The sequence below is a fragment of the Dactylosporangium sp. NPDC050588 genome, from assembly GCF_040654975.1.
In the GTDB taxonomy this organism is placed as follows: Bacteria; Actinomycetota; Actinomycetes; order Mycobacteriales; family Micromonosporaceae; genus Dactylosporangium; species Dactylosporangium maewongense.
In genome coordinates, this window is the sequence record NZ_JBFAJA010000110.1 from 1 (window position 1) to 21,882 (window position 21,882).

The 21,882-nt window shown below is 68.3% G+C and carries 24 protein-coding genes, 2 tRNA genes and 1 other RNA gene; 13 read left to right on the plus strand and 14 right to left on the minus strand.

What is annotated here, in order from left to right:
• Positions 1–97: 97 nt before the first annotated feature.
• From recR to ffs, 4 genes are all read right to left on the minus strand, one after another.
• Positions 98–691 (minus strand): recombination mediator RecR, encoded by a 594-nt coding sequence (gene recR, locus AB0I21_RS49600; protein ID WP_344501310.1) that lies wholly within the window; start codon positions 689–691, stop codon positions 98–100.
• A 9-nt stretch (positions 692–700) separates the two neighbouring features.
• Positions 701–1,021 carry a YbaB/EbfC family nucleoid-associated protein gene (locus AB0I21_RS49605; protein WP_344501458.1) on the minus strand — a complete coding sequence of 107 codons (321 nt, stop codon included), beginning with the start codon at positions 1,019–1,021 and terminating at the stop codon, positions 701–703.
• 355 nt (positions 1,022–1,376) lie between these two features.
• Positions 1,377–4,436, minus strand: coding sequence for a DNA polymerase III subunit gamma and tau (locus tag AB0I21_RS49610; protein ID WP_360571818.1), 3,060 nt, complete (start codon positions 4,434–4,436; stop codon positions 1,377–1,379).
• A 98-nt stretch (positions 4,437–4,534) separates the two neighbouring features.
• Positions 4,535–4,628: signal recognition particle sRNA small type (gene ffs / locus AB0I21_RS49615), an RNA gene on the minus strand.
• 55 nt (positions 4,629–4,683) lie between these two features.
• Here ffs and AB0I21_RS49620 point away from each other — a divergent pair.
• The 3 genes from AB0I21_RS49620 to AB0I21_RS49630 all read left to right on the plus strand — a co-directional run bounded on the left by AB0I21_RS49620 (position 4,684) and on the right by AB0I21_RS49630 (position 6,966).
• Positions 4,684–4,768, plus strand: a tRNA-Ser gene (locus AB0I21_RS49620).
• Positions 4,769–5,790: 1,022 nt separating this feature from the next.
• Positions 5,791–6,711: a helix-turn-helix transcriptional regulator gene (locus tag AB0I21_RS49625; protein WP_360571820.1), complete on the plus strand. Its 921-nt coding sequence runs from the start codon at positions 5,791–5,793 to the stop codon at positions 6,709–6,711.
• A gap of 63 nt (positions 6,712–6,774) precedes the next feature.
• Positions 6,775–6,966 carry a DUF397 domain-containing protein gene (locus AB0I21_RS49630; RefSeq protein ID WP_360571822.1) on the plus strand — a complete coding sequence of 64 codons (192 nt, stop codon included), beginning with the start codon at positions 6,775–6,777 and terminating at the stop codon, positions 6,964–6,966.
• Positions 6,967–7,031: 65 nt separating this feature from the next.
• On the opposite strand, the gene AB0I21_RS49635 is transcribed toward AB0I21_RS49630, so the two are convergent.
• From AB0I21_RS49635 to AB0I21_RS49645, 3 genes are all read right to left on the minus strand, one after another.
• Positions 7,032–7,226, minus strand: a complete 195-nt coding sequence (locus AB0I21_RS49635) for a DUF397 domain-containing protein (RefSeq protein WP_344501306.1) — start codon at positions 7,224–7,226, stop codon at positions 7,032–7,034.
• A 187-nt stretch (positions 7,227–7,413) separates the two neighbouring features.
• Positions 7,414–7,893 (minus strand): DUF6232 family protein, encoded by a 480-nt coding sequence (locus tag AB0I21_RS49640; RefSeq protein ID WP_360571824.1) that lies wholly within the window; start codon positions 7,891–7,893, stop codon positions 7,414–7,416.
• A gap of 303 nt (positions 7,894–8,196) precedes the next feature.
• Positions 8,197–9,204, minus strand: coding sequence for a prephenate dehydrogenase/arogenate dehydrogenase family protein (locus AB0I21_RS49645; RefSeq protein WP_360571826.1), 1,008 nt, complete (start codon positions 9,202–9,204; stop codon positions 8,197–8,199).
• A gap of 135 nt (positions 9,205–9,339) precedes the next feature.
• On the opposite strand from AB0I21_RS49645, the gene AB0I21_RS49650 reads away from it, so the two are divergent.
• The 7 genes from AB0I21_RS49650 (at position 9,340) to AB0I21_RS49680 (ending at position 13,577) form a co-directional block, all read left to right on the plus strand.
• Positions 9,340–10,476 carry a hypothetical protein gene (locus tag AB0I21_RS49650; RefSeq protein ID WP_360571828.1) on the plus strand — a complete coding sequence of 379 codons (1,137 nt, stop codon included), beginning with the start codon at positions 9,340–9,342 and terminating at the stop codon, positions 10,474–10,476.
• A 77-nt stretch (positions 10,477–10,553) separates the two neighbouring features.
• Positions 10,554–11,261 carry a hypothetical protein gene (locus AB0I21_RS49655; protein WP_360571830.1) on the plus strand — a complete coding sequence of 236 codons (708 nt, stop codon included), beginning with the start codon at positions 10,554–10,556 and terminating at the stop codon, positions 11,259–11,261.
• A gap of 65 nt (positions 11,262–11,326) precedes the next feature.
• The gene (locus AB0I21_RS49660; RefSeq protein ID WP_360571832.1) at positions 11,327–11,536 is read left to right on the plus strand and encodes a hypothetical protein; all 210 of its coding nucleotides are present in this window, start codon (positions 11,327–11,329) and stop codon (positions 11,534–11,536) included.
• Between the two features lie 68 nt (positions 11,537–11,604).
• Positions 11,605–12,123 (plus strand): tRNA adenosine deaminase-associated protein, encoded by a 519-nt coding sequence (locus AB0I21_RS49665; protein WP_360571834.1) that lies wholly within the window; start codon positions 11,605–11,607, stop codon positions 12,121–12,123.
• A 28-nt stretch (positions 12,124–12,151) separates the two neighbouring features.
• Complete coding sequence (locus AB0I21_RS49670) at positions 12,152–12,577, plus strand: nucleoside deaminase (RefSeq protein ID WP_354889755.1); 426 nt, start codon at positions 12,152–12,154, stop codon at positions 12,575–12,577.
• A 161-nt stretch (positions 12,578–12,738) separates the two neighbouring features.
• Positions 12,739–13,329, plus strand: a complete 591-nt coding sequence (locus AB0I21_RS49675; protein WP_360571835.1) for a hypothetical protein — start codon at positions 12,739–12,741, stop codon at positions 13,327–13,329.
• Complete coding sequence (locus tag AB0I21_RS49680; RefSeq protein WP_360571884.1) at positions 13,302–13,577, plus strand: hypothetical protein; 276 nt, start codon at positions 13,302–13,304, stop codon at positions 13,575–13,577. The genes AB0I21_RS49675 and AB0I21_RS49680 overlap by 28 nt, the downstream gene beginning before the upstream one ends.
• Positions 13,578–13,590: 13 nt before the next feature.
• Here AB0I21_RS49680 and AB0I21_RS49685 read toward each other — a convergent pair.
• Both AB0I21_RS49685 and AB0I21_RS49690 read right to left on the minus strand, forming a co-directional pair.
• Positions 13,591–13,698: transfer RNA gene (locus AB0I21_RS49685), tRNA-Ser, on the minus strand.
• Positions 13,699–13,779: 81 nt separating this feature from the next.
• A complete protein-coding gene (locus tag AB0I21_RS49690; protein ID WP_360571837.1) occupies positions 13,780–14,301 on the minus strand; it encodes a hypothetical protein in 522 nt (173 codons plus the stop codon).
• A 386-nt stretch (positions 14,302–14,687) separates the two neighbouring features.
• On the opposite strand from AB0I21_RS49690, the gene AB0I21_RS49695 reads away from it, so the two are divergent.
• The gene (locus AB0I21_RS49695; protein WP_360571839.1) at positions 14,688–16,514 is read left to right on the plus strand and encodes a TOPRIM nucleotidyl transferase/hydrolase domain-containing protein; all 1,827 of its coding nucleotides are present in this window, start codon (positions 14,688–14,690) and stop codon (positions 16,512–16,514) included.
• Positions 16,515–17,003: 489 nt separating this feature from the next.
• On the opposite strand, the gene AB0I21_RS49700 is transcribed toward AB0I21_RS49695, so the two are convergent.
• The 5 genes from AB0I21_RS49700 to AB0I21_RS49720 form a co-directional block, all read right to left on the minus strand.
• Complete coding sequence (locus AB0I21_RS49700) at positions 17,004–17,294, minus strand: hypothetical protein (RefSeq protein ID WP_360571840.1); 291 nt, start codon at positions 17,292–17,294, stop codon at positions 17,004–17,006.
• The gene (locus AB0I21_RS49705; RefSeq protein ID WP_360571842.1) at positions 17,291–17,596 is read right to left on the minus strand and encodes a hypothetical protein; all 306 of its coding nucleotides are present in this window, start codon (positions 17,594–17,596) and stop codon (positions 17,291–17,293) included. Before AB0I21_RS49705 ends, AB0I21_RS49700 begins: the two co-directional genes overlap by 4 nt.
• Before the next feature lie 372 nt (positions 17,597–17,968).
• Positions 17,969–18,847: a UTRA domain-containing protein gene (locus tag AB0I21_RS49710; protein ID WP_360571844.1), complete on the minus strand. Its 879-nt coding sequence runs from the start codon at positions 18,845–18,847 to the stop codon at positions 17,969–17,971.
• An 11-nt stretch (positions 18,848–18,858) separates the two neighbouring features.
• Positions 18,859–19,776 (minus strand): DMT family transporter, encoded by a 918-nt coding sequence (locus AB0I21_RS49715; protein WP_360571846.1) that lies wholly within the window; start codon positions 19,774–19,776, stop codon positions 18,859–18,861.
• Between the two features lie 12 nt (positions 19,777–19,788).
• On the minus strand, positions 19,789–20,559 hold the full coding sequence (locus AB0I21_RS49720; protein ID WP_360571848.1) for a GntR family transcriptional regulator: 771 nt from the start codon (positions 20,557–20,559) through the stop codon (positions 19,789–19,791).
• 188 nt (positions 20,560–20,747) lie between these two features.
• On the opposite strand from AB0I21_RS49720, the gene AB0I21_RS49725 reads away from it, so the two are divergent.
• Both AB0I21_RS49725 and AB0I21_RS49730 read left to right on the plus strand, forming a co-directional pair.
• Entirely contained in the window at positions 20,748–20,981 is a 234-nt protein-coding gene (locus AB0I21_RS49725; protein ID WP_360571882.1) for a DUF6284 family protein, read from the plus strand.
• Positions 20,978–21,721: a hypothetical protein gene (locus AB0I21_RS49730; RefSeq protein ID WP_360571850.1), complete on the plus strand. Its 744-nt coding sequence runs from the start codon at positions 20,978–20,980 to the stop codon at positions 21,719–21,721. The genes AB0I21_RS49725 and AB0I21_RS49730 overlap by 4 nt, the downstream gene beginning before the upstream one ends.
• Positions 21,722–21,882: the final 161 nt, after the last annotated feature.

The window sequence follows — 21,882 nt, forward strand, 5'->3', positions numbered from 1 at the left end:
CTTAGAGTGACCACCCTCTATACCGGAGCTCCGCTGCTTCACGTCTCAGACACGCCCTTGACGAACCACCGAACCACCTAACTGAACGGCGTTGGGGCTAGACCGCCCGCCGTCCCTCGAACGCGCGGCCGAGCGTGATCTCGTCCGCGTACTCGAGGTCGCCGCCGACCGGCAGGCCGCTGGCGAGCCGGGTCACGGTGAGACCCATCGGCTTCACCAGCAGCGCCAGGTACGTCGCGGTGGCCTCACCCTCGGTGTTGGGGTCGGTCGCCAGGATCAGCTCCTTGCAGGTGCCGTCCGCCAGCCGCATCATCAGCTCGCGGACCTTCAGGTTGTCCGGCCCCACGCCCTCGAGCGGGTTGATCGCCCCGCCGAGCACGTGATACCTGCCCCTGAACTCGCCGGTGCGCTCGATCGCCACGACATCTTTCGGCTCTTCCACGACGCAGAACACCTCGTCGCTGCGGCGCGGGTCGCGGCAGATCCGGCACAGGTCCGACTCCGCGACGTTGAAGCAGCGGGTGCAGAAGCGCACGAGCTCCTTCACCCGCGTCAGCGCCTGGGCGAGCCGCTTCACGTCCGACGGGTCGGACGACAGCACGTGAAACGCGATCCGCTGCGCGCTCTTCGGACCGACGCCGGGCAGCCTGCCCAGCTCGTCGATCAGGTCCTGGATGGCACCTTCGTACATCTGCGGCGGTTAGAATCCGGGCAGCCCGAGGCCGCCACCCAACCCGCCGAGGCCCGCGGTCAGCGGTCCCATTTTCTGCTCCGTCAGATCCTTCGCGGCCTGCGCGGCGTTGTGCAGCGCCGCGACCACGAGGTCCTCGAGCGTCTCCACGTCCTCCGGGTCGACCGCCTTCGGGTCGATCTTGATGCTGACGACCTCCCCGGACCCGCGCACGACCGCCGTGACGAGACCGCCGCCGGCCGTGCCGGTCAGCTCGGCCTCGGCCAGCTCGGCCTGCGCGGCGACCATCTGCTGCTGCATCTTCTGCGCCTGCTTCATCATCTGCTGCAGGTTGGGCTGTCCACCGGGGCGCACGATCTGCTCCTCTTCGATATTCGGTCAATGCTCAGCTGGTCTTACCCTGGCACGCCCGGCCGGTATACCTCGGCCGCCGCGCCTGTCCTGCCGCCCGGCGGGTGACCCTCGGCCGCCGCACCATCCTGCCGTGCCGCTCGGCCGGTGATTCTCGGCCACCGCGCCGTCCTGCCATCCGGCGGGTGACCCTCGGCCGCCGCGCCGCGCCGTGCCGCGCTGCCGTGCCGCCCTGCCGGGCCGCCGCCGTGCCTGTCCTGCCACCCGGCCGGTGACCCTCGGTCGTGTCGTCCTGCGGGCCGGCCGGTCTCACTCGAAGCCCCCGCCCGCCGGCTCAGCTCGTGGTCTCGCCGATCTTCTCCGCCCCGAGCGCCTCGCTGAGCAGCCGTAACGCGGCTTCTTCGCTCGACTCGCGGACGGAGCTCGCATCGTCGAGCAGCTCATCCCCCGGGTCCAGCCCGGGAAACCGCGGATCGGCGACCGGCCTGTCGTACTCCGGGTCGTACGGCGGCTCGTCGGCCCCCGCACCCTCCCACGCCGACTCGGCCACCGGCGCCGAGGCCGCCCGTCGTGGTGCGTTCGCCGCCCTGCTCGCCGCCTCGCGCGCCTGCTCGATGGCGCTCCGCGGCCGTGCGCCGTTCTGCTGGCGGGAGCCCCCTTGGGTGCGCGCGCCGTTGGCCCCTTGACCGCTGGCTGTCCCGGACGGGCCACCACCGTTCGGCGACGCACCCGCCGCCTGCCCTGCGCCGGGCTGCCTGGTCGCCACCTGCGCCGATCCAGCCGCCGCGGAGCCCCCGGGCGTGGCCGCCGCGGGCCACTCGCTCGCCTGCCCCTGACCCCCCTGGGCCGCACCACCTGGCGTGGCGATCGCGGGCCAACCGCCGCCCTGGCCGCCGCCGCTGACGTGCATCTGGTCGCCGCCCGCCGACCCGCCGGACAGGCCGCGCGGATCTGCCAGCGCCCCACCCGACGGTGTGCGAACCACTCCACCAGGCACAGCCGTCGCCGGCCAGCCGTCCGGCTGCGCGGCCCCACCAGGAACCGCGGGCGTCGGCCAACCCGCCTGCCCACCGTCCTGAGGACCAGACGCACCACCATGCGCCGCCCCGCCGGCCTGTGCCGGGTGGCCGCCCCCGTGACCTGCGTGGGAAGCCTGGACAGTCGTCGTGGCGTGGGTCCCGTGGGAGCCGCCGGCGCCGGGCACGGCCGCCGGAGTGGGCCAGCCGTCGCCCGCCTGGGACGGACCACCCGGAGAGCCGAGCACCCCTGACGGACCACCCCCATGAACGAACGCCCCTGACGGACCACTCGCAGGGGTGAAGCCGCCTGACGGGCCACCCTGAGCGGAGTGCCCGGAGGGGCCACCCGCGTGCGCGTCGACGGGGACCGGGTCGCCCGCGGGGCGGGCGGGCGTCGGCCAAGCCTCCGCGGCCTGCTGCGGGACTGCCGCACCGCCGGAACCGCCGCCCGACGGCCCGCCGTGCCCCGGTGCGCCGCCGGGCGCTTGGCCACCCGGAGGGGCGCCGCCGGGGCCGGACGGCGTCGGGCGGGGTGGGGTGGGACGGGTGCCGCCGCCACCGCCGCCGGGCTGGCCGCCGACCTCGCACCTGACCTGCCACCTGCCGCCGAGCAGCTCGCTCAGCGCGGCGATGAGGACGTCGGGTGAGGCGTTGAGCATGTTGGCGTGGGCCGTGTGCTTGAACCCGAGCACGAGCGTGGTGCCTTCGACGTCCTGCACCGTGGCCTCGCGGACGATCGCGGCGGCCTTCTTCGACTTCCCGCTCACCAGGGACAGCACGTCGGTCCACACCCGCCGGACCGCGCCCGCGTCGAGCGCTCCGACGCCCTGCGAGGCCGGCTGCGGCGGCACAGGAGGCGCGGCGGGAGGTGCCGGGGGCGCGGTCGGATGGGCCGCAGGCTCAAACGCGACCGGAGCCCCACCACCCGCCGACTGCTGTGCCGCCCCGGCAGCGACCTGCTCGGAAGCGTGGGCAACCGGCGCCGGCGCGTGACCGGCCGCCGCGGGGGCGGCACCAGCCGCCGGCGCGGAGCCGTGATCGGCCGCGGAGGGGCGACCCTCCGCCTGAGCGGGAGCGTAACCGGCCGCGGAAGCAGGACCGGACCCGGCGGGAGCACCCGCCGCGGGTGCGTAACCCGCCGCGGCGGCAGGGCCAGGCCCCGGAGCGGGCGCGTATGCAGGCGCCGCCGTTGGACCGGGCACCGGGGCGCCGCCGGCGAGCAGGCGGCGCTCCATGCGCTCCAGCCGCTGCAGCAGCGCGCTGCTGGAGTCGTCGGCGCCGGGCAGCAGCATGCGGGCGGTGATCAGCTCCAGCAGCAGCCGCGGGGCGGTGGTGCCGCGCATCTCGGTCAGCCCGTCGTGGACGATGTCGGCGAACCGCGACAGCGTCGCCTGTCCCAGCTGGGTCGCCTGGGCGCCCATCCGCTCCAGCTGGTCGTGCGGCGCGTCGAGCAGCCCCTTGGCCACGGCGTCGGGCACCTGCTGCAGGACGATGAGGTCGCGGAGCCGCTCGAGGAGGTCGGAGGCGAAGCGCCGCGGGTCGTGGCCGGCCTCGACGACCCGGTCGATCACGCCATAGGCACCACGGCCGTCGTCGGCGGCCAGCGAGTCGCACATCTCGTCGATGAGGGCGACGTCGGTGACGCCGAGCAGCGAGACGGCCCGCTGGTAGGTGACGCCGTCGGGGCCGGCGCCGGAGATCAGCTGGTCGAGGACCGACAGCGAGTCACGGGCGCTGCCCGCGCCGGCGCGGACCACCAGCGGGAAGACGGCGGGCTCGACCTTGACGCCCTCGGATGCGGTCAGCTGCTCCAGGTAGGGCCGGAGCACCCCCGGCGGAATCAGCCGGAAGGGGTAGTGGTGGGTGCGGGACTTGATCGTCCCCAGCACCTTCTCGGGCTCGGTGGTCGCGAAGACGAACTTCACATACTCCGGCGGCTCCTCGACGAGCTTGAGCAGCGCGTTGAAGCCGGCGGACGAGACCATGTGGGCCTCGTCGATGACATAGACCTTGAACCTGCTGGAGACCGGCGCGAAGAAGGCCCGCTCCCGCAGGTCGCGCGCGTCGTCGACACCACCGTGGCTGGCGGCGTCGATCTCGATGACGTCGATCGAGCCGGCGCCGTCGGGCGCGAGCGCGCGGCACGAGTCGCACTCGCCGCACGGGTCGGGCGTCGGACCCTTCTCGCAGTTGAGCGAGCGGGCGAGGATGCGGGCGCTGCTGGTCTTGCCGCAGCCACGAGGGCCGGAGAACAGGTAGGCATGGTTGAGCCGCCCCGAACGCAGCGCCTGCGACAGCGGCTCGGTGACGTGCTCCTGCCCGATCACCTCGGCGAACGTGCGAGGCCGGTACTTGCGGTAGAGCGCGAGCGCCACCAGCGGTCCCTCCGTTCGCCTCGCTCAATCGGGCCGGCACCACGGTACCCCCAGGCACCGACAAAAAGCTGCGCCGCGACCGACCGGGGCCCGGACATGAAGGCGCCACCCGTGCACCCGTCAGAGCTCACTTATCCTTGCTGCCTTCCGGCCCTGGGGAGGTTCGTAAGATGACGCCGCACGAGTGGCTTGAGGAACACAATACCCCGTAGCGCGGAGCCCGTGAGGCATGGGTATCCTGGCGCACGGAGGATTCGCCTAGAGGCCTAGGGCGCACGCTTGGAAAGCGTGTTGGGATAAAACCCTCACGAGTTCGAATCTCGTATCCTCCGCCGGTCTGACCAGGCAAAACGCCGGGACGCCCCACCAGGGCGGCCCGGCGTTCGTCGTTCAGGACCCACCCGGAGGCGTTCAGGCCCCGCCCGGAGGCGTTCGGGACTCACCCCGGAGTCACCCCGGGAGCCCACCGAGAGGCGCCCAGGCTCATCCGAGGACGCTCGAGGACGGAACAGGACCCACCCGAACGGCGGACCATCCGAAGAGCCGACACCCGCGCGACAGGCAGTCTTCACGCTCAATCTGCCATATAGCTGGTTGGGACCTGGCGCCCTGTGACACCACATGCGACCATGAGTGCATGGCCAGCCGGCTAGGGGGCGAGAAAACACAACAGCACCCGGCGGCCACCGGGTGCTGTTTGTGATCGCTTCCACCTCTACGACTACGCGGAGGGTCAGCGGTGATACCCACAGCAATCCTTGCGCATCCTGCACCCCTCCGCAAGACCGAGAGGGAAAGGGAGATGCGCACCTTCTACCGGAGTCCGGACATCCTGGTCACAAGCGACCATTTTTCGGTCCTCCGCCCACGCCCTGTCCGCTTCCGGATCAGGGACCTCAGAGATGCCTACATCGTCCGGCACGGATCGCCCTCACTACGCCCGCAGCTGGAGATTCGCGCGGGTTACGGGGCAAACGACGTCCGGCTCTTCATCACCACCGACTCGCGGACCTTTGGACAGGTCCGCCGCGCACTCATCCGCGCCCTGGAGCAGAGCAAAGCAGCACGTAGTTAGGCCCCAAACGACCGCGCGCGAGCCAACGGACTCGCGCGCGGCATCTTGGGTTCATCAAGATGATGCAGAAGTGCAACTTGCAATATCGCTACCTGGTGGATGGCCTGTCGTTACCATCCCCGGGGCGGTGGACGGTGCGACCCACCCGCAGGCGACCTCCCCAGAGGTCGGTGCGCGGTATAGCCTGTATTTTGGCATTCACCACATCCGCCCAACCGTCTGCGCGTAGCGTCACGAAGTGGCTCCCTACCTGCAATGTCGCTGGTAGGCATACGTCCCTTGGAGGGGCTGGACATGGCACCGGGTGACACTCCCGCCGTGGCCCGCCGCGCCGTCCGCTTGGCTATCAAGGACGCGCGGACGGCGAAGGGGCTCACTCAGTCACAGGTAGCCGAGGCCATGGAATGGTCGCTGTCCAAGGTGATGCGCATCGAAAGCGGCGAGGTCACCATTTCACAGAATGACCTGCGCCCCCTGCTGAGCCACCTCGGAATTCGCGACAAAGCACGGGTCGACGAGCTCGTGCAGGCCGCCAAGGCATCAAAGCAGCGGCAGCAGTGGTGGGACCACAAGCGCTACGCCGGAATGCTGACTCCGGCGATGAAGCAGTGGTTCAGCTACGAGGCCGAAGCCAGCTCCATGAGGCTCTTCTACTCCGCGTATTTTCCGGGGTTCCTGCAGACCCCGGAATTCGCGCGTGTTCTACTTGAGTTCTTCGTCGACGACCTCACACAAGACGAGATCGCGGCGCGCATCGAGACGCGGACCCAGCGTCGACAGGTCCTTGAGCAGCGAAGAGGTCGACCCGCCGTCCATCTGCTGCTCGACGAGTCAGTGCTTCGCCGGACCCTCGGCCTTCCGGAAGTGCTGGGCCGCCAGTTGTCCGCCGTGCTCGACGTCATCAACGAGGGCTGGCTGACGATACGCGTCGCACCATTTACTGTCTTCAATATCGCTATCGGGAACTGGGATCTGTTCTATCTTGGTTCCGAGGATCTCGACCATGCGGTTCTCTACCGAGAGAACGCCACCCGGGACGAAATCATCGACGACGCCGTCAGTCTGCAGCGGCATCTTGTCCAATGGGACAAGATCTGGCACGCGTCGTATGACGAGACCCACAGCAAGGAAATGATCGAGAGTCGCGCCCACGAACTCCTCGCCATTCATAACTCCCCAGGACGCGAACCTGCGGGATAGGGCACCTCAAGCCTGAGGTGTCGACTCCTTTTCCGAGAGGAAAGAAGTATAGTGCAGCCTACTGTGGCGCCACTTGTGTGGCGCAAAAGCCAGGCGTGTGCCAGCTCGGCATGCGTCGAGGTCGCAGAACACTCGAGCTCATTCTTCGTCCGCGATTCGAAGAATGCCGAAGGCTCGGTGCTGACCTTTGACCGGGCGGAGTGGGGCGCTTTCATCACCGGCATCAAGACCGGCGCGCTCACGACGTCCGTTTGACATAACGAATGGTGAGGTTGAGTGCGACGAACGTTCAAGACGCCGCAGCGCCCAACCTCACCGGCTCATTCGATTCGCCCCTCACGCACCGCCCCGATGAACGATGCCCAATCGTCGGCGCCGAATCCCAGGCGAGGGCCTTCAGGATTCTTCGAATCGCGGACCAGAAAGCGGTCCTCGGCCCGCGCCACCTCGACGCAGGCGGCACTTGCGCAGGACCGGCTCTTCCGCCAGGTCAACCCGTTTACACCGTCGGCCACAGGGTCCTCCTCCCTTTGGACCTGCCCTCCAGGATACGGACGGTCACAAGCGGCGCCACCGAGATTTCGTCGATTTGCATGAGTTTGGCATGTGTGAATGCCTCATTCATGTGCAAACCGGGGCCAAAAGGCAACGATCGTGCCGCCTGCGTTTTGCAAATCGCAGGCGGCACGATCGTCCAGGCCACTAGAGGGTCTGGTTGAGCCTCCGGAAGGCCTCGTCATAGCCGGCCAGATCGCGCCGGTCCATGCTGCGGGAACGGGCCTCGAACGCGCGCATCAAGGCTCGCTTGACCTGACCGAACACGAGCATGTCGGAGGAGCTGAACAACGTGACCGGCACGCCCAGGTGGTGACCCACCAGGTGCAGCGTCCGGGGGGTGAGCGCCCGTGACGTCGAGCCGACCATCGGCGGCGCGACGATCGCGGCGAACGCGAACAGAAACTCGCCGGCCGAATCGATCAGCGGCCAGGCGACGAGCACCGCGAGGACGGCAAGACCCCCGAGCACCATGAGAACGATCCGGGCCGGGTGAATCGAACCGCGGACGACGTGCACCCCCTGCACCTCGTCCAGCACGTACACCTGCGGCTTCGGCGACCAGAGGGCGAAGATCTCCTCAGTGATCATCAGGTCGGTACTTCGGTAATACACCGTCGTTGACATTGCTCCCCCTCCCTGTCGGGCAAGTCATCGCGGTCGTCCGTGCTGCGAGGTATTCGACGGGTCCCCATCCGCATGTGAATCACCCCGCGTAGTCAGAGTCGGCTGTCGATCACAATTCCGGCCCCCACCGGAGACTCTGGCCGTCCATCCGCCCAACCAGTATGGATGAGGTGCCTCACAGATCGCCAGGCTTCAACCAGCTATATCGCAGATTGACGTACCACGGGTGGCTGTCACGCAACCAGCCGTGTACGGACGGTTACAGCAAGACGTACCAGAGAACGACGGCGAATGAGAGCACAATCACATAGCCGGACGGACGGCACGCACGGTCTTGCCGTCGTCGGCGACGGCGGAGACCCAGCCGCCGACCCGTCCCAGTCGCAGCAGGACGTCGGCCCGGGCCGGGAGGTCGGCGGTCTCGCCCGGCGTGGGCGGCCACGCCTGCCGGGCCGCGTGGCCGGGCGTCAGCCACGGCACCAGGGTCGTGATCGGGTCCGCGCCGTCGAGGGCGGCCCGCGCGGCGGCCAGGTCGGCGAGCACCGCGTCGAGGGCGTCCAGGACCGCCTCCGCGTTGCCGCCGCACATGGCCGCAGTCAGCTCGGGGCGGGCGGCGGCGACCCGGGTGCCGTCGCGGAACGAGCCCGCGCCGAGCGTGCCCGCCAGGGGGTCGGCGGCGATCCGGGCGGCAACGGCGGCGGCGACGAGGTGCGGTACATGGGAGATCGTCGCGACCGCGCGGTCGTGCTCCTCGGCGGTGGCCGGGACGACCCGGGCGCCGAGCCCGGTGACGAGCGCGGCGAGCTCGATCCAGTCCCGCAGGCCGGCGCCGTCCTCCTCCAGGCACAGCACCCAGGCGCAGCCGTCGAAGAGGCGCGGGTCCGCGGCGGTGAAGCCGGAGGTCTCGCGGCCGGCCATGGGGTGCCCGCCGATGAACGTGGCGAGCGCCTGCCCGCCGGTGCGGAGCCGGTCGAGGGCGAGGTCGCGGACGGGGCCCTTGACGGAGGTGACGTCGGTGACGACGCCGACGTACGCCAGCGACGCCAGCTCGTCGAAGACACTCCCGACGGCCGGGAGCGGCACGGCGACGACCGCGAGATCGGCGTCGCGGACGGCGTCGGCGACCGTGGCGGTGACATGCCAGCGGGCGTCGGCGGGCGCCTGAGCCGCGGCGGTGCGGGCGGTCGCCCTGGTGGCGGGGTCGGCGTCGTAGCCGGTGGCATGGTGCCCACGCGCCGCGAGGGCACGCAGGACCGATCCGCCGATCAGTCCGAGCCCGATCACCGCCACGTTCAACGTCGCATCACGCACTGCGGAACTCTCGCACACCTGCCGATCACCCGTTCGGCTCGGGACAACCACCGAACAGCCTTAAGGAGTCGATTCAGTCCTATTTGGGCGGTTACAACCCGTTAGCGTGCTCACATGCGACTTTTCCGGCAATTCGTGAGGACCGCACTCGTGGCGGCCGCCGCCACGGCGGTCTACGGGCTCTCCGGCGGCGGCCAGGCGCACGCCGCGGTGGTCGAGAAGACACCGCTGCTGTCGCCGTCGTTCGACGGCGCCGTCTGGGCCGTGGCCTACTCCTCCGACGGCGGGACCGTCTACGTCGGTGGATCGTTCAGCAAGGCGATCGTCAATGGCAAGAGCATCGCGCGGAGCCGGCTCGCGGCGATCAACACCCGCACCGGCGCGCTGCTGGACTGGGCCCCCGTCGCCGACAACACGGTCCGGGCACTCGCGGTCGACGGTAACTCTGTGTATGCGGCCGGTGACTTTTCGAAGGTCGCGGGGGTCAAGCGGGACTCGCTCGCCGGGCTCGACGCGACCACCGGCGCGGTGACCACATTCAGCCACGAGGTGTCCGGCTCGCCGGTCACCCTCGGGGTGGGCAGCGGCCGCCTGTACGTCGGCGGCAAGTTCAGCACGATCGACACGGCGAAGCGGACCAACCTCGCCGCGTTCAGCCTCGCGACGGGCGCGCTCGACGCGGACTGGGCGCCGACCACCGACGACAAGGTGGAGGCGCTCGCCGTGACGAGCAGCCGGGTGTACCTCGGCGGCTCCTTCCACAAGACCAACGGGGTCAGCAACGCCTTGCGGCTCACCGCGGTCGACTCGGTGGACGGCAAGCTGGACAAGACCTTCATGCCGCGCCCGTCGGCCATCGTGCTGGCGGTGGCGGTCGGCCCGGACGGCGTCTACGCGGGCATCGGTGGGCAGGGCGGACGTGCGGTCGCCTACACCACCGCCGGCAAGGCCCGGTGGACCCGGGTCTTCGACGGCGACGTCCAGGCGGTCACGGTGCTCGACGGCGTCGCGTACGTCGGCGGGCACTACGACAAGGCATGCACCACGAACAACAACGGCTCGCAGGGCGCGTGCACCGACGGGTCGGTGTCGCGGGTGAAACTCGCCGCGATCGACGACCGCGGCAAGCTGCTCGACTGGGCGCCGCAGGGCAACGGCGTCGCCGGGGTGCGGGCCATGGCCGCCAACCAGGCGCTCGGCCAGGTCGTCGCCGGCGGCGAGTTCACCACCATCGGCGGCGTGACGCAGAAGCGGATCGCCCTGTTCAACTAGAAATTCGGGACCAGACATCGGTAGGTCGCTGCGCAGCCCGGTCGTCCCTCTGGGACGGCCGGGCTAAGCTCTTTTTCGTGGCAGTGAACGAGTCGCCGTGGAGTTCGCCGGACGCGTCGCGCCCCGCGAGCCCGGCACCGGCGTTGCCCGACAACCCCCAGCCGGTCGCGCCGGGGCTGCCCGGCAGCCCTCAACCGGTCGCGCCGGGGCTGCCCGGCGGCCCCAAGCCGGTCATGCCGGGGTTGCCCAGCAGTTCCCATCCCGTCCCGCCGCCCCCGCACGGGGCGCCGAGCCTCACGGCAGGCCGGCCGTGGCCGGGCGCCAGCGGGCCACCCGTCATCGGCCCCCCGCCGCGCCTGAGCGCCGGCGGTCCGCCGGTCGTCGGCCCGCCGCCACGCCTGAGCGCCACCCGCCCGCTCACCCCCGCCGCGTCCTACGGCGCCTGGCAGGGCGTGCTGCGACCGCCGCCGTTCGTGGTCTCCCAGGGACCGCCCCGGCCCACGTACCGTGAGCCGCTGCCGGTCCGCAGCCCGATGGTCACCGCCGGCGCCGCCGCGGGAGCCGCCTGGATGCTGCTGTTCGGCCTGCTCGCCACGGGCGCCCGCGGGTATATCTGGCTGACGATCATCGCCGGGGTGCTCGCCTGGGCCGCGTCGTTCATCCTTGCGAGGTTCGGCGACCGGGGCGTCGCCGTGGGCGTGGCGGTCTCCAGCGGCATCGCCGTGGCGATCGCCGGCATCGTCGTGGCATACCGGCTCGCCGGCGGCGACTGGGTCCTGTGGTGAGGCGCGAGCACCGCTGAAAAGCGTCGGCCGAACACGTTCGGTAGCTGGCACAAGGACTTTCCCGCGTGGGCTTGACGTGGATTGCGGCGAGGATCACTCTCAGCAACATGGCTTTGAGGCTGCAGCGGCTCGATCCTGAGCGGCGTCGTCGGCGGCTCGCGCTGCTGGTCGAGCTCGCGGACGCGAAAGCGCTTCGCGAGCGGCTCCATCCACGCCGTCTCCGCGCCGACCGGATCCGCGAGCTCATCGCGACTCGCCGACGACTCGCCGACTAGCCCTGCGCCAACCGCCGATCTGCTCGAATAGTGTTCTCGGGTAACGACGAACACCGACCGGGGGGACCGTGTCGCACTTCGCTGCCGCTGTCACACGCGGCTCCAAGAGCTGGGCCGCGGCCGAGCTCGACCTCAGTGGCGTCGCCGACGTCGAGGAGGTCACCGAACGCCTACGCGACACCGACCCGGACGCGACAGTGTCACTGCTGTTCGTCGAGTCCGACGACGCGTATCTGGTGATCCTGCGCCTCGACGACGGCGAGGATCTGCGGATCTTCGGCTCCGACTCCGTCTTCGCCGCCGAGTCGCGCCTCGGCGCCATCCTCCTCGGCGACATCGAGGAGCAGCTGCCGGAGATCGTCGACGAGGAGGTCGACACCGACGAGGACGAGGACGAGGAGCGGCCGTCGGCCGAGCCCGACATCGAGCCGGTCGGCGATCCCGAGCTCCTCGCCGACCTTGGGCTGCCCGGTGGGCGGCTGCTGGAGCTGTGCGCCCAGGAGGGCATGCTCCCGGCCGACCTGACCGCGGAGATCTGCCAGGCGATCGGTGCCGGCGACGAGATCGAAGAGCTGCGCGAGGCCTGAGGCGTTGCACCAGCGCTGGGAGCCGGCGATGCGGCGGGCCCTGGCGGTCGCCGCGTCGGCCGGCGCCGACGTGCCGATCGGGGCCGTCGTCCTCGGCCCCGACGGCACGGAGCTCGGCGCCGCCCACAACGAGCGGGAGGCCACCGGCGACCCGACCGCGCACGCCGAGCTCCTGGCGCTGCGCCGCGCCGCCGTGCGCCTCGGCGCCTGGCGGCTGGAGGACTGCACCCTGGTGGTCACCGTCGAGCCGTGCACGATGTGCGCCGGCGCCCTCGTGCTCGCCAGGGTCGGCACCGTGGTCTTCGGCGCGTGGGAGCCCAAGACCGGCGCCGTGGGCTCCCTGTGGGACGTCCTGCGCGACCGCCGGCAGACCCACCGTCCTGAGGTGTTGGCAGGTGTACTGGCGGCAGAGTCCGCGACCCTGCTCCAGACGTTCTTCCACCAGCAACGCTGACAACCCAGCAGCGCCGACACACCAGCAGCCCTGACGCCCAGGCAACGACGCACCAGCGCGCTCGGCGTGGTGGCCTGCTGCTCGCGATCCAGCCTCCCGAACGTGAAGAGCCTGCCGACCGGTGTCTCGGCGAACGTGGGATACGGCACCGCCTGCGGGTCATGGACCAGGTGGAGAACGACGTGGTGCTCGGCGCGTCCAGCTACCGCAACGGCATCCGCGCGACGGTGTTCGCCAAGAAGGACAAGGGCTTCGGCTACCTGGTCGGCGCGACCGACGAAGCGCAGATCGTGCGCACGTTCTACCTCGACGGCTCACCGTCGAGAAGCTCGCCGCCCGCGCACGCCGCACGGCAAGCCGCAGGAAACGCTGACCAGCCAACCGACCGAGGCCACGACGACGGTTCGGCGGGAGGCGATCCAGGAGGACACCCTCGCGTGAACCGCGCCGACGAACCCGAAGGTGTGGATGGAGACCCTCGTCGCAAGACTCGCCGGCCTGCCCCGAGGTCTTCCGCAGAATCCGCACAAAACCCGGTCCGCCGAGCCTTTCTGCGGATTACGCGGTTGTGCGGCGCGGCGGAGCGCCTCGACCCGAGGCCCACCAACCGCCTGATCGACCCTCACCCCGAGCCGGATCGAACCCGAAAGGCGCGCCCACCCTTGCCGCTCAACCGCCCTTCAGAGCAGCCACTGCAACTGCACAACGTCAACAGGAGACCAAGGTGCGCACCGACAAGCGCGGAGTCCTGACGATCGAAGAAGCCGCCGAGCGTCTCACGATTGCCGGCTACCGGGTCGCGGTCAACCGGCACCTCATCCCCGGTCTCGGCGCGCACCGACTCGACCGGTTGGAGCCAGAGCACCTGGAGAAGCTGTGCGCCGCGATACAGCGGAGGAGCAGTGGGCGTTCCGATGGCGACGAACTGAGACGACAACTGGGGCTAGCGACCTTGAACGGCAAGACGCCCGGCTCGTCCGTGCGGACGACCGGGCGCTGACCTGGCCTGACTGCGGTGGCGCGGGGATTCGAACCCCGGGAAGGCTTGCACCTTCACACGCTTTCGAGGCCTGCCCACCTGCGTTCGGGCGTGACCTGCACCGGTCGTGAGCTGCGCAACCGGGTCGCGACAGACGACTGCGGCCGCCGGCGGACGCTGGTGAATGAGACGACAACTGAGACGACTTTCGAGGGCGCTGGGGTCAGCTCAGCCGCACGCAGAGACCCGAGTTGGGGCCGGACGGCAGGCCGAACATTGTTTCTTTGCCAATGTTTGTCCGGAGATCCTCCAGGAGCAGTGCAGGATCGATCAACTGCCCAATCTTCAGCGTGGACTCGGCTCGCGAAGCCCGGACTTCTTTCGCTCGGTAGACCTGGACCTTCACCATCGACTCGACCGCCCGTACGCAGATCGCTCTGATGTAAAAGCGAAGAAATTCGCCTTCGGCCAACGTATCTGCCGCAGTGAAGGGAACTTTTGCTTCGACCGGCTTGCCCGCACGATGGACCGTCTCGCGCTCAACGAGCAGTCCCTCGGCACGGATCGAATCGGCAAGGGTCTCCGGATGGCCGTCGTGGAGCGCTGCCTCAAGCACATCTGGCCAGCGCCGTTGCCCTCTGGCGTTAAGGCGTTGCCCGAGGTAGAGCCGTCCCTGTTCGACGTCTCGCTTGAACTCGGTAAGCATGATCGTCCGGGTTGTCTCATCCAGCTCTTGAAGATCCACCCTGCAGTCCTCCGTGACTGATGCGGGAAGGTCGGTGCCTGTCGGTGCCAGCAAACGAAGCTACTCCCACGACAAAGGGACTCGCGAATTGTTAAACAAACTCACTTATCGATCGGCGTCGCAATAACCGCACGTTACGGATCTAGCGCCTTACGTGACTCCAGCCGCTGTCGGTAAATTGGTGGCGGGTCGAAGTATCATGCCGCGTCACGGATCGCGGCATGTCACCCATACGTGCGGGCGTGGAACCTTGCGGCGTGGCGATTCGTCGTCCGTCAGGATGGTGTGCTAGACCAAGTGTTCGCCGATCGTGGATGCTTGCTGCGCCTACTCGTCGGTAGAGCGGGCGGGTCGTGGCGTGGGAGGGCTTGATGCAGATAGTGTCGATGACGATCGCTGGGTTCCGTAGCCTGGAGGCGGTCGGTCCGATCCCGATCAGGCGTCCGACGATCTTGACCGGGCACAACGACAGTGGTAAGTCGGCAACCCTCGACGCTCTCGCTTTTCTGCTCGGCGCCTACACGCTGATTGACGAAGACCGTACCTTCGTGACGCCTGCCAAATCAGAAGAGGTATCTGCGCAAGAAAGCAGCAGGGAGCGAATCGACACCACGTCCGTCGAGGGCGAGTTTGTCTTGTCAGCTAAGGAGCAATCGGAGTTCGGCCTGCCGGCTGTTGTTAAAATCCGCCGGATTCGCGACGGTGATGGTGGCGCGAAACTTGAGGTTCTGAATGCAGTGCCCGAAGACGAAGATCTGCGGAATCTAGATTCAAAATCGGTTCCGCAACTGAAGGCGATTGCCGAAAGGCTTGCGATTTCTCCGATGGGTGATGCGCGCGCCAAGGCGAGCTGGACTGAGCCGCTTCGGAAATTCGCGGCTATGCAGCCAGAGGTGGAGGCATGGTCGATCGCGTCAAGCGCGGTTAAGGCTGGTCTACCTCGATTTCTGCGCTTCGGAGACGCCGAGTCGGCAGAACAGGTGGTCCTGTCTGTTCTGAGAAATCGGTACAAGGCACATCTGGAGGACGACGACCTCAAGCAGACCGTCAGCTTCCTTGAGACGGAGCTGGAAAAGCGTGTCCGAGAGGATGCACAGGGGTTAGTAGAACACGTCAAGCAGCGGTGCTCAGACCTAGTGCTGGTCGACGTGGAGCCCACCGTCTCATTCACCTCAGGGCTTCGATCCACGAGACTGATGCTCGCCCGAACGGACGGAGAGCCGGTCAGTCTTAACGCGGTCGGCGCCGGCCGTGCGCGCCGAATCAGTCTGGCCATCTGGGAGTGGAATAGCGACCTTCTCCGGCAGGAAGCGGAAAGTCAAACTGAGGAGGAGATCAGCCACGTCGTTTTGGTTTACGACGAGCCAGACACGCACCTTGACTACTATCAGCAGCGGCGAGTCATGAGACTGATTCGCGAGCAGTGTGAGGTGGCCGGCGTGTCAATGGTGATCGCCACTCATTCGATGAACCTGATTGACGGTGCGGCGATCGAAGATATCGTGCATCTGACTCTAGACGAGGATCGCACTCGCACGGAGTCACTCCTCTCTGATCTCGATGATGCCGAAAATCATCGGTATCTAGCGGATATTGCGGCGGCACTTGGTCTTCGCAACACCGTCCTGCTTCACGAACGCTGCTTCGTGGGGGTTGAAGGTGCTACGGAGCAACAGTCCTTCCCGCTTTTGTTCCGACTCAGCACGGGTCGCCCTATCCATGCGGCCGGAATTGTCATTGTGGGTTGCAACAATAACGAAGGTGCGCTGAAGTTCATCGGATATCTGGCGAGGTCGAACCGTCAGGTCATGCTTATTGTCGACGCGGATAGCCGCAGCACCAACAAGCTTTTCAGGGATGAGAACCTGGCCAAGGAAGGTCTCAATGTCGTACAACATGTGCGACTGTTGGGAAATCCAGACAAAGAGCTTGAGTCAATTTTTACTGACGACCAGTGGTGTGCTGTTGCCAACTCGGTTTGGCCCCGGTCCGACTCCAAAGCCTGGGATCCAGCCGAGATCGCTGCCCTGCGGGACAAGAAGTTCAGCACCCAGCTACTGGATCTGTTTAAGACTGGGAGCGACGTCGGTCCAGGGTCCAAAACGACGATGATGTACGAAATGGCGCGCAGCCTAAGGAACGCGGCTGAAGTTCCCGCAGAGCTTCGTGATGCCTTCCTGGAACTGGAGAAGCTAGCCGCCTTGGACGCGTAGCGCTCGACGCGAGATCATCCGAGCGCGGCGCTGGGCCGGAGTTGGGACTTCCCAGACATGCCAGCGCTTGGATGGGGCCCAACGTTGCCCGTGTTCGTGCTCAGGAACGCCGCACCAGCGGCATGCGTTCGGCTGCGGCGGTGTGGCGTGGCGCACTCGGTGCTGGGTAGGTGTCACGACGTACCTCCCTCGTCCGGGTCACCCATACCATCGCATGGGGGTACGACACTTTCCACGCGTTCGTTTCGGACAAATGACCTGAAATATTCTATGTCGGCTTGACGACGTAACGTTGCGGTGCAAGAAAAATCACTCCTCGCATCGCCTGTCCTGTCGCTCGCAGGGCCTTTTCCACCGCGGCGATGTTCTCTACCGCTGCCTGGTTCGCGATGTCAGCCAACGGCGTGGTCCAGGCCGACACGGATCAGGTTGGGACTTCGACGATCGCGAACCGGGCATCGCCCGGGCGGGCTGTCGACGACAGGACGCTCACCTCCGACGGCCTCCGAGCTTTGACAGGTCCAGCAGTGCGGTGCCGAACTCTTCGCCCTGCTCCAGCGTAAGTTCGAGACCGTCGTGCAGGCTGCCAGGGAACTCCAGCTGCATGTAGACGTAGATGCCGTCGTAGGACCAGAGGTGCACGCGGGCTTCGTTACCTGAGTGGCGGTCGTATTGGGTGGTGAGGACGACTGAGCGATGCATGCCCTTTAGCTGCACTCGGTCACTGCCAACGCTGCATCGAGTTGGCTCACACCAGATGGGGTGCTCGATGTCCCTCACGCCTCATCACCCCACGTCTTGCGGTGCTCAGCCTCTTGGAGGTATTCGAGGCGTTGAGCGAGCTTGACGGCGTACTGGCCGGCGAGCGAGGCGAGTCGTAGGGCGCCTCGGATGGCCTCTCGTGGGTTGGAGCCGTCGCCCAGATGGAGCGTCAGTGTGTTGGTGGCGTCGCCGAGGACAAGGTGGACGTCTTCGATTGCGTCGGTGCCGTGTGGGTCGGCGTGGTCTTCGATCGCGGCGTGCAGCTGGCGGAGGTCGAGGTCGGGCAGTGCGTTCGCCGCACCGGGTGCTGTAGTTGTCATGCGAGGCGCCCGGCGCGGATGTCGCGGATGGTGGCGCGCTTCAACCGTTCTGCGCTGCACGGCCAGCTTTGGCGGCATGCGCCGCAGTGACGGCCTGGTCGCCAGCGTCGCCAGTGCCACCGAGACGTGTGCGGGTGCCAGTCTTGGTCGAGCATGTGTTCCTCCCGCTGCTGGAGTTGGTGCGGCGCCGGCCTGAGTGGTCGTGTGGCCGGCGCCGCACAGGTTGGAGCGGTCGAGGCCAGTCGACGTGCTCCTTGGCTGCCCGGTGAGCGCGTGCGATTGCGGTGCGTTCTCTTCCGGTGCTTCGTCAGCTTGCCCAGCGGGTCAGGGACCTGGGTAGATGTCTGGCGTCAGCCGTGGACTGGCTGACGTTCAGTCGTCTACGGCGAGTTCGTAGTCGAGGGTCGCGACGTCGGCGCGGATCACGAACCGGGTGACCTCGAATGGGCGGCCGTCGCTGCTGAGGCTGGTGTGCAGGACGTCAAGCACAGGAACGCCGCCTGGCGCCTTGAGGACTGCGGCCTCCTCCGTCGTTGGCAGGCGAGTGGTCACCTGTTCCTGCACGTGGGCGAGGTGATGGCCCAGTTCCTCAAGACGGCCGTAGAGCGCGCCAGTTCCCAGGCTTGCCGCCGTTGCGAGCACCGAGCCGCCGGCCACGTCGAGCGGGATGTACGTGTGCGCGAGCTGCACCGGCTCGTCGTCGGCTGCGTACCAGATCTCCCGGCGAATGACCGTAGTTCCGGTGGGCAGGCCGAGGCGCCGGGCGACGTCGGCTGGCGCCGGCACATGGGTGATCGAGCGGCATTCGGTGGTCGGTGTGCGGCCTTGTCTGCTGACTTCGATCCGGAACGGCGATAGGCCGGTCTCGTCACGCAGTCGGCGGGAGTACCGCTCGACGCCGAGCCGCATCAGCGGCGGCCGGCCTCGGACGTACGTGTCGTATAGCCAGGTCGCGAGTTGTGCCATCACGCCGGCCGGCGCGGTGCGGGCCAGTGCTTCGACCTGGCGTCTGTAGCCGCCGAGCGGTGCATCCGGTGCCGAGGCGGGCACCAGCGCTGACAGTGATCCGTCTGCGCCGAGTGCCTTGTCGAGGTGGCCGGCGACGAGCGGTGAGGGTTGCTTGCGGCCGGTTTCCAGTTCCCAGAGGTAGGTGTGTGAGTAGTTGACCTGGGCGGCGAACGCACGTAGCGACAGGCGGCGGGCGTGCCGCAGCGTCTGGAGCTGTTGCGCGAATGAGGCCATCGGCACCATCCGGCGGGGTGTCAGTCGCTGACGGCGACCGGTTTCGGTTCCGGTTCGGGGTTCCGGGTGGAGGCGGTGCGCTGCACGAGGAAGACGCCGCCGAGGACGATCAGCATTCCGGCGACCATGGACACGGTGACGGGTTCGTTGACGACCAGGGCGCCGAGCACGACGGCGACGACGGGCAGGAGGTAGTTCGTGGTTGAGGCGATGGTCGGTCCCTCGTCGGCGATGAGGCGGTAGTTCAGTACGTACGCGACGCCGGTCCCCAGGACGCCGAGGATGACCAGCGACGCGACGGCATCCCAGCGCCAGTGCGGGGCGACCAGTCCTCCGAACGGCATCGCCAGCAGCATGAGCATTGCGCCGGCCGCGAGCTGCGACGCGGACAGCATGATCGAGGGGATGCCTCGGTTGGTGAGGTGCTTGCCCATGTAGACGTACGAGATGCCGTAGCTCGCCGACGCTGCGAGGGTCGCCAGGCCGCCCCAGCTCGCGATTTCGTTCGCCGACTTCCAGGGGCTGAAGATCAGGACCGTTCCGGCGAAGCCGAGCGCCAGGCCGACGCCGCGCCACGCGGAGACCTTCCGGTCGGTGCCGGCGAGGAACGCGACGAGCACGGTCCACAGGGGTGTGGTGGCGTTGATGACGCCGGCGACGTTGGAGCCGACGGTCTTCTCGCCGATGCCGAAGAGGGTGTACGGGATCGAGTTGGCGACCAAGGCGGCAACGAAGAGGTGCCCCCAGATCCGTTTGTCGGTTGGGAAGCGCATGCCGCGGGCGAGGGCGATCGGGGCGAGGACCAGGGCGCCGAGCGTGAGGCGTACCAGCACGATCTGGACCGGGGTGAAGCCTCGGAGGGAGAGTTTGATCCAGAGGAACCCGGAGCCCCAGAGTAGGGCGAGGCCGGCGAGGCGGAGCATGCTGCTGCGGCGCACGGAGAGGTCCTCTCAGTCTTCGATGGGCATGTTGTAGTCCAGGCCGTTGAGGTCGCCTCGCATGACGAACCTGGTGACCTCGAACGGCTGGCGGTCGGCGTCGAAGCTGGTGTGCAGGACCTCGATCACTGGGACGCCGGGCGGCATCGCGAGGCCGGTCACCTCGTCCGGGCTGGGCATCCGGGCGGAGATCTCTTCGCGGATGCGGGTGATGACGTACCCGACGTCTTCGAAGCGGGCGTAGATGCTGCCCTTGCCGAGCACCTTCGCGGTGGCGAGTGGCGAGTCGCCGGCCACGCCGAGCGGGATGTACGTGACGCCGACCTGGACCGGTTCGTCGTCGGCGAAGTACCAGTTCTCCCGCCGAATGACCGGCTCGCCGCCCTCAAGCCCCAGCCGATCGGCGACATCGGCTGGCGCTGGCGCCGGCTCAACTGAGCGGCACTCCGTCTTCGGTGTGCGGCCCTGCTTGGTGACCTCGATCCGGAACGGTGACAGCCCCGTTTCACCGCGCAGCCGGCGTGAGTACCGGTTGGAACCGAGCCGCATCAGCGGCGTACGTGGGCGCACGAACACGCCCCGTCCGTGCTGCGCCACGACCAGGCCCTCGGTCTGCAGGATGCTGATTGCTTCGCGGGCGGTGTTGCGGGCGGTGCCGTAGCGGGCGGCGAGGTCGCGTTCGGACGGGAGTTTGGCGCCAGACGCCAGCTCGCCGCTCTCGATCGAGGCGCGCAGGTCGTCGGCTATGCGGCGGCTGGGGAGTCGCTTGTCGGGGTCGGTCATGGGGAGCCTGCCTGTCTGTGTCTCTTCCCCGTGTGGGAGGTCTGGGTTGTTCCTCCCGCCGATGGGAGCCTACCGCAACTGGCTCAAGCCAGTCGCTTGACGTTCGTCGCATTGATGTCTCAAACTGGCTCAAGCCAGTAACTGGCTCAAGCCAGTTGCCAAATTTGAGGCAGGAGTTTGCCGTGCGAATCCGTCCATTCGACGACGAACCAACACCGACAGACCTCGCCGAGATTGAGCGGGAGTGGCCGCTGATCGAGGCCGAGATGGCGCTCCTTGACGCGGAGATCCTGTGCATGCGGGACGCGACCGGCACCAGCGACCTGGACTGGCACCGCCTCCGCCGCGCGCAGGCTCACGTGCTGCGTGAGCTGCGCAAGTTCCGCGCCGCGAACGACGCCCCGACGGCGGTGGCGGTATGAGCACCTTCTTCAAGGGCCGTGTCTGGGCCTATGCGGGAGCGTTCCTCGGCGGCGCCGTGTCGATCGCCGCGAACGTCGCCCACTCGTACGTGCCGCCCAACGGCCTGTCAGCAAACTGGACACCGCAGGCCGGCGCCGTGGTCGGCGCGATCTTCTGGCCCGTCGCCCTGTTCGTGGCGATCGAGATCCTCGCCCGGACGTCGTGGCCGACCGGCAAGCGATGGGCCGCGCTGCGGTTCCTCGGACTGCTGCCGGTCGCGGCGGTCGCGGCGCTGGTGTCGTACCGGCACCTGTCCGGGCTGCTCACCTTCTACGGCGAAGACGACCTGACCGCCGCCATCGGGCCGCTCGCCGTTGACGGGCTGATGGTGATGGCGACCGGCGCGCTGCTCGCGACCGGCGCACGGCGTACCGCCGTGGAGCCGGCGCCGCGCGTTGAGCGGACGCCGATCGTCGAGGTCGAACCGGTCCCGCAGATCCAGCCGGCGCCGGAAGTTGCGCCAGAGCTGGTCGCCGAGCCGGCGCCACCCGCACCTGTCCAGGCGGTGCGGAAGTCGGCGCCGAAGCGTCAGCCGTCCGCCGCCGCGCGGGTCGCCTCGGCGGTCGCCCGGAGCCCTCGGGCGAGTGACGCGACGATCGCAGCGCGGCTGGGGCTGAGTGAGGCGACCGTGAAGCGGCACCGTCGACAGGCTGTCGACAGCGTGTCGACACCCACCGCGCCGACCCTCCACGCCGCATGACCGCCAGCGGCTGCACGCGAACAGCGATCCACGCAACGAGTCGTCACCTGTAGCTCTGCCCGGAGCGCGGCCCCTTGGCCTAGGAACCTGCGGCCGCGCTCCGGCCCCTCACATGGAGGAAGCCTCATCATGCACAGCGAAGACCCCCAACACCCCCCGAT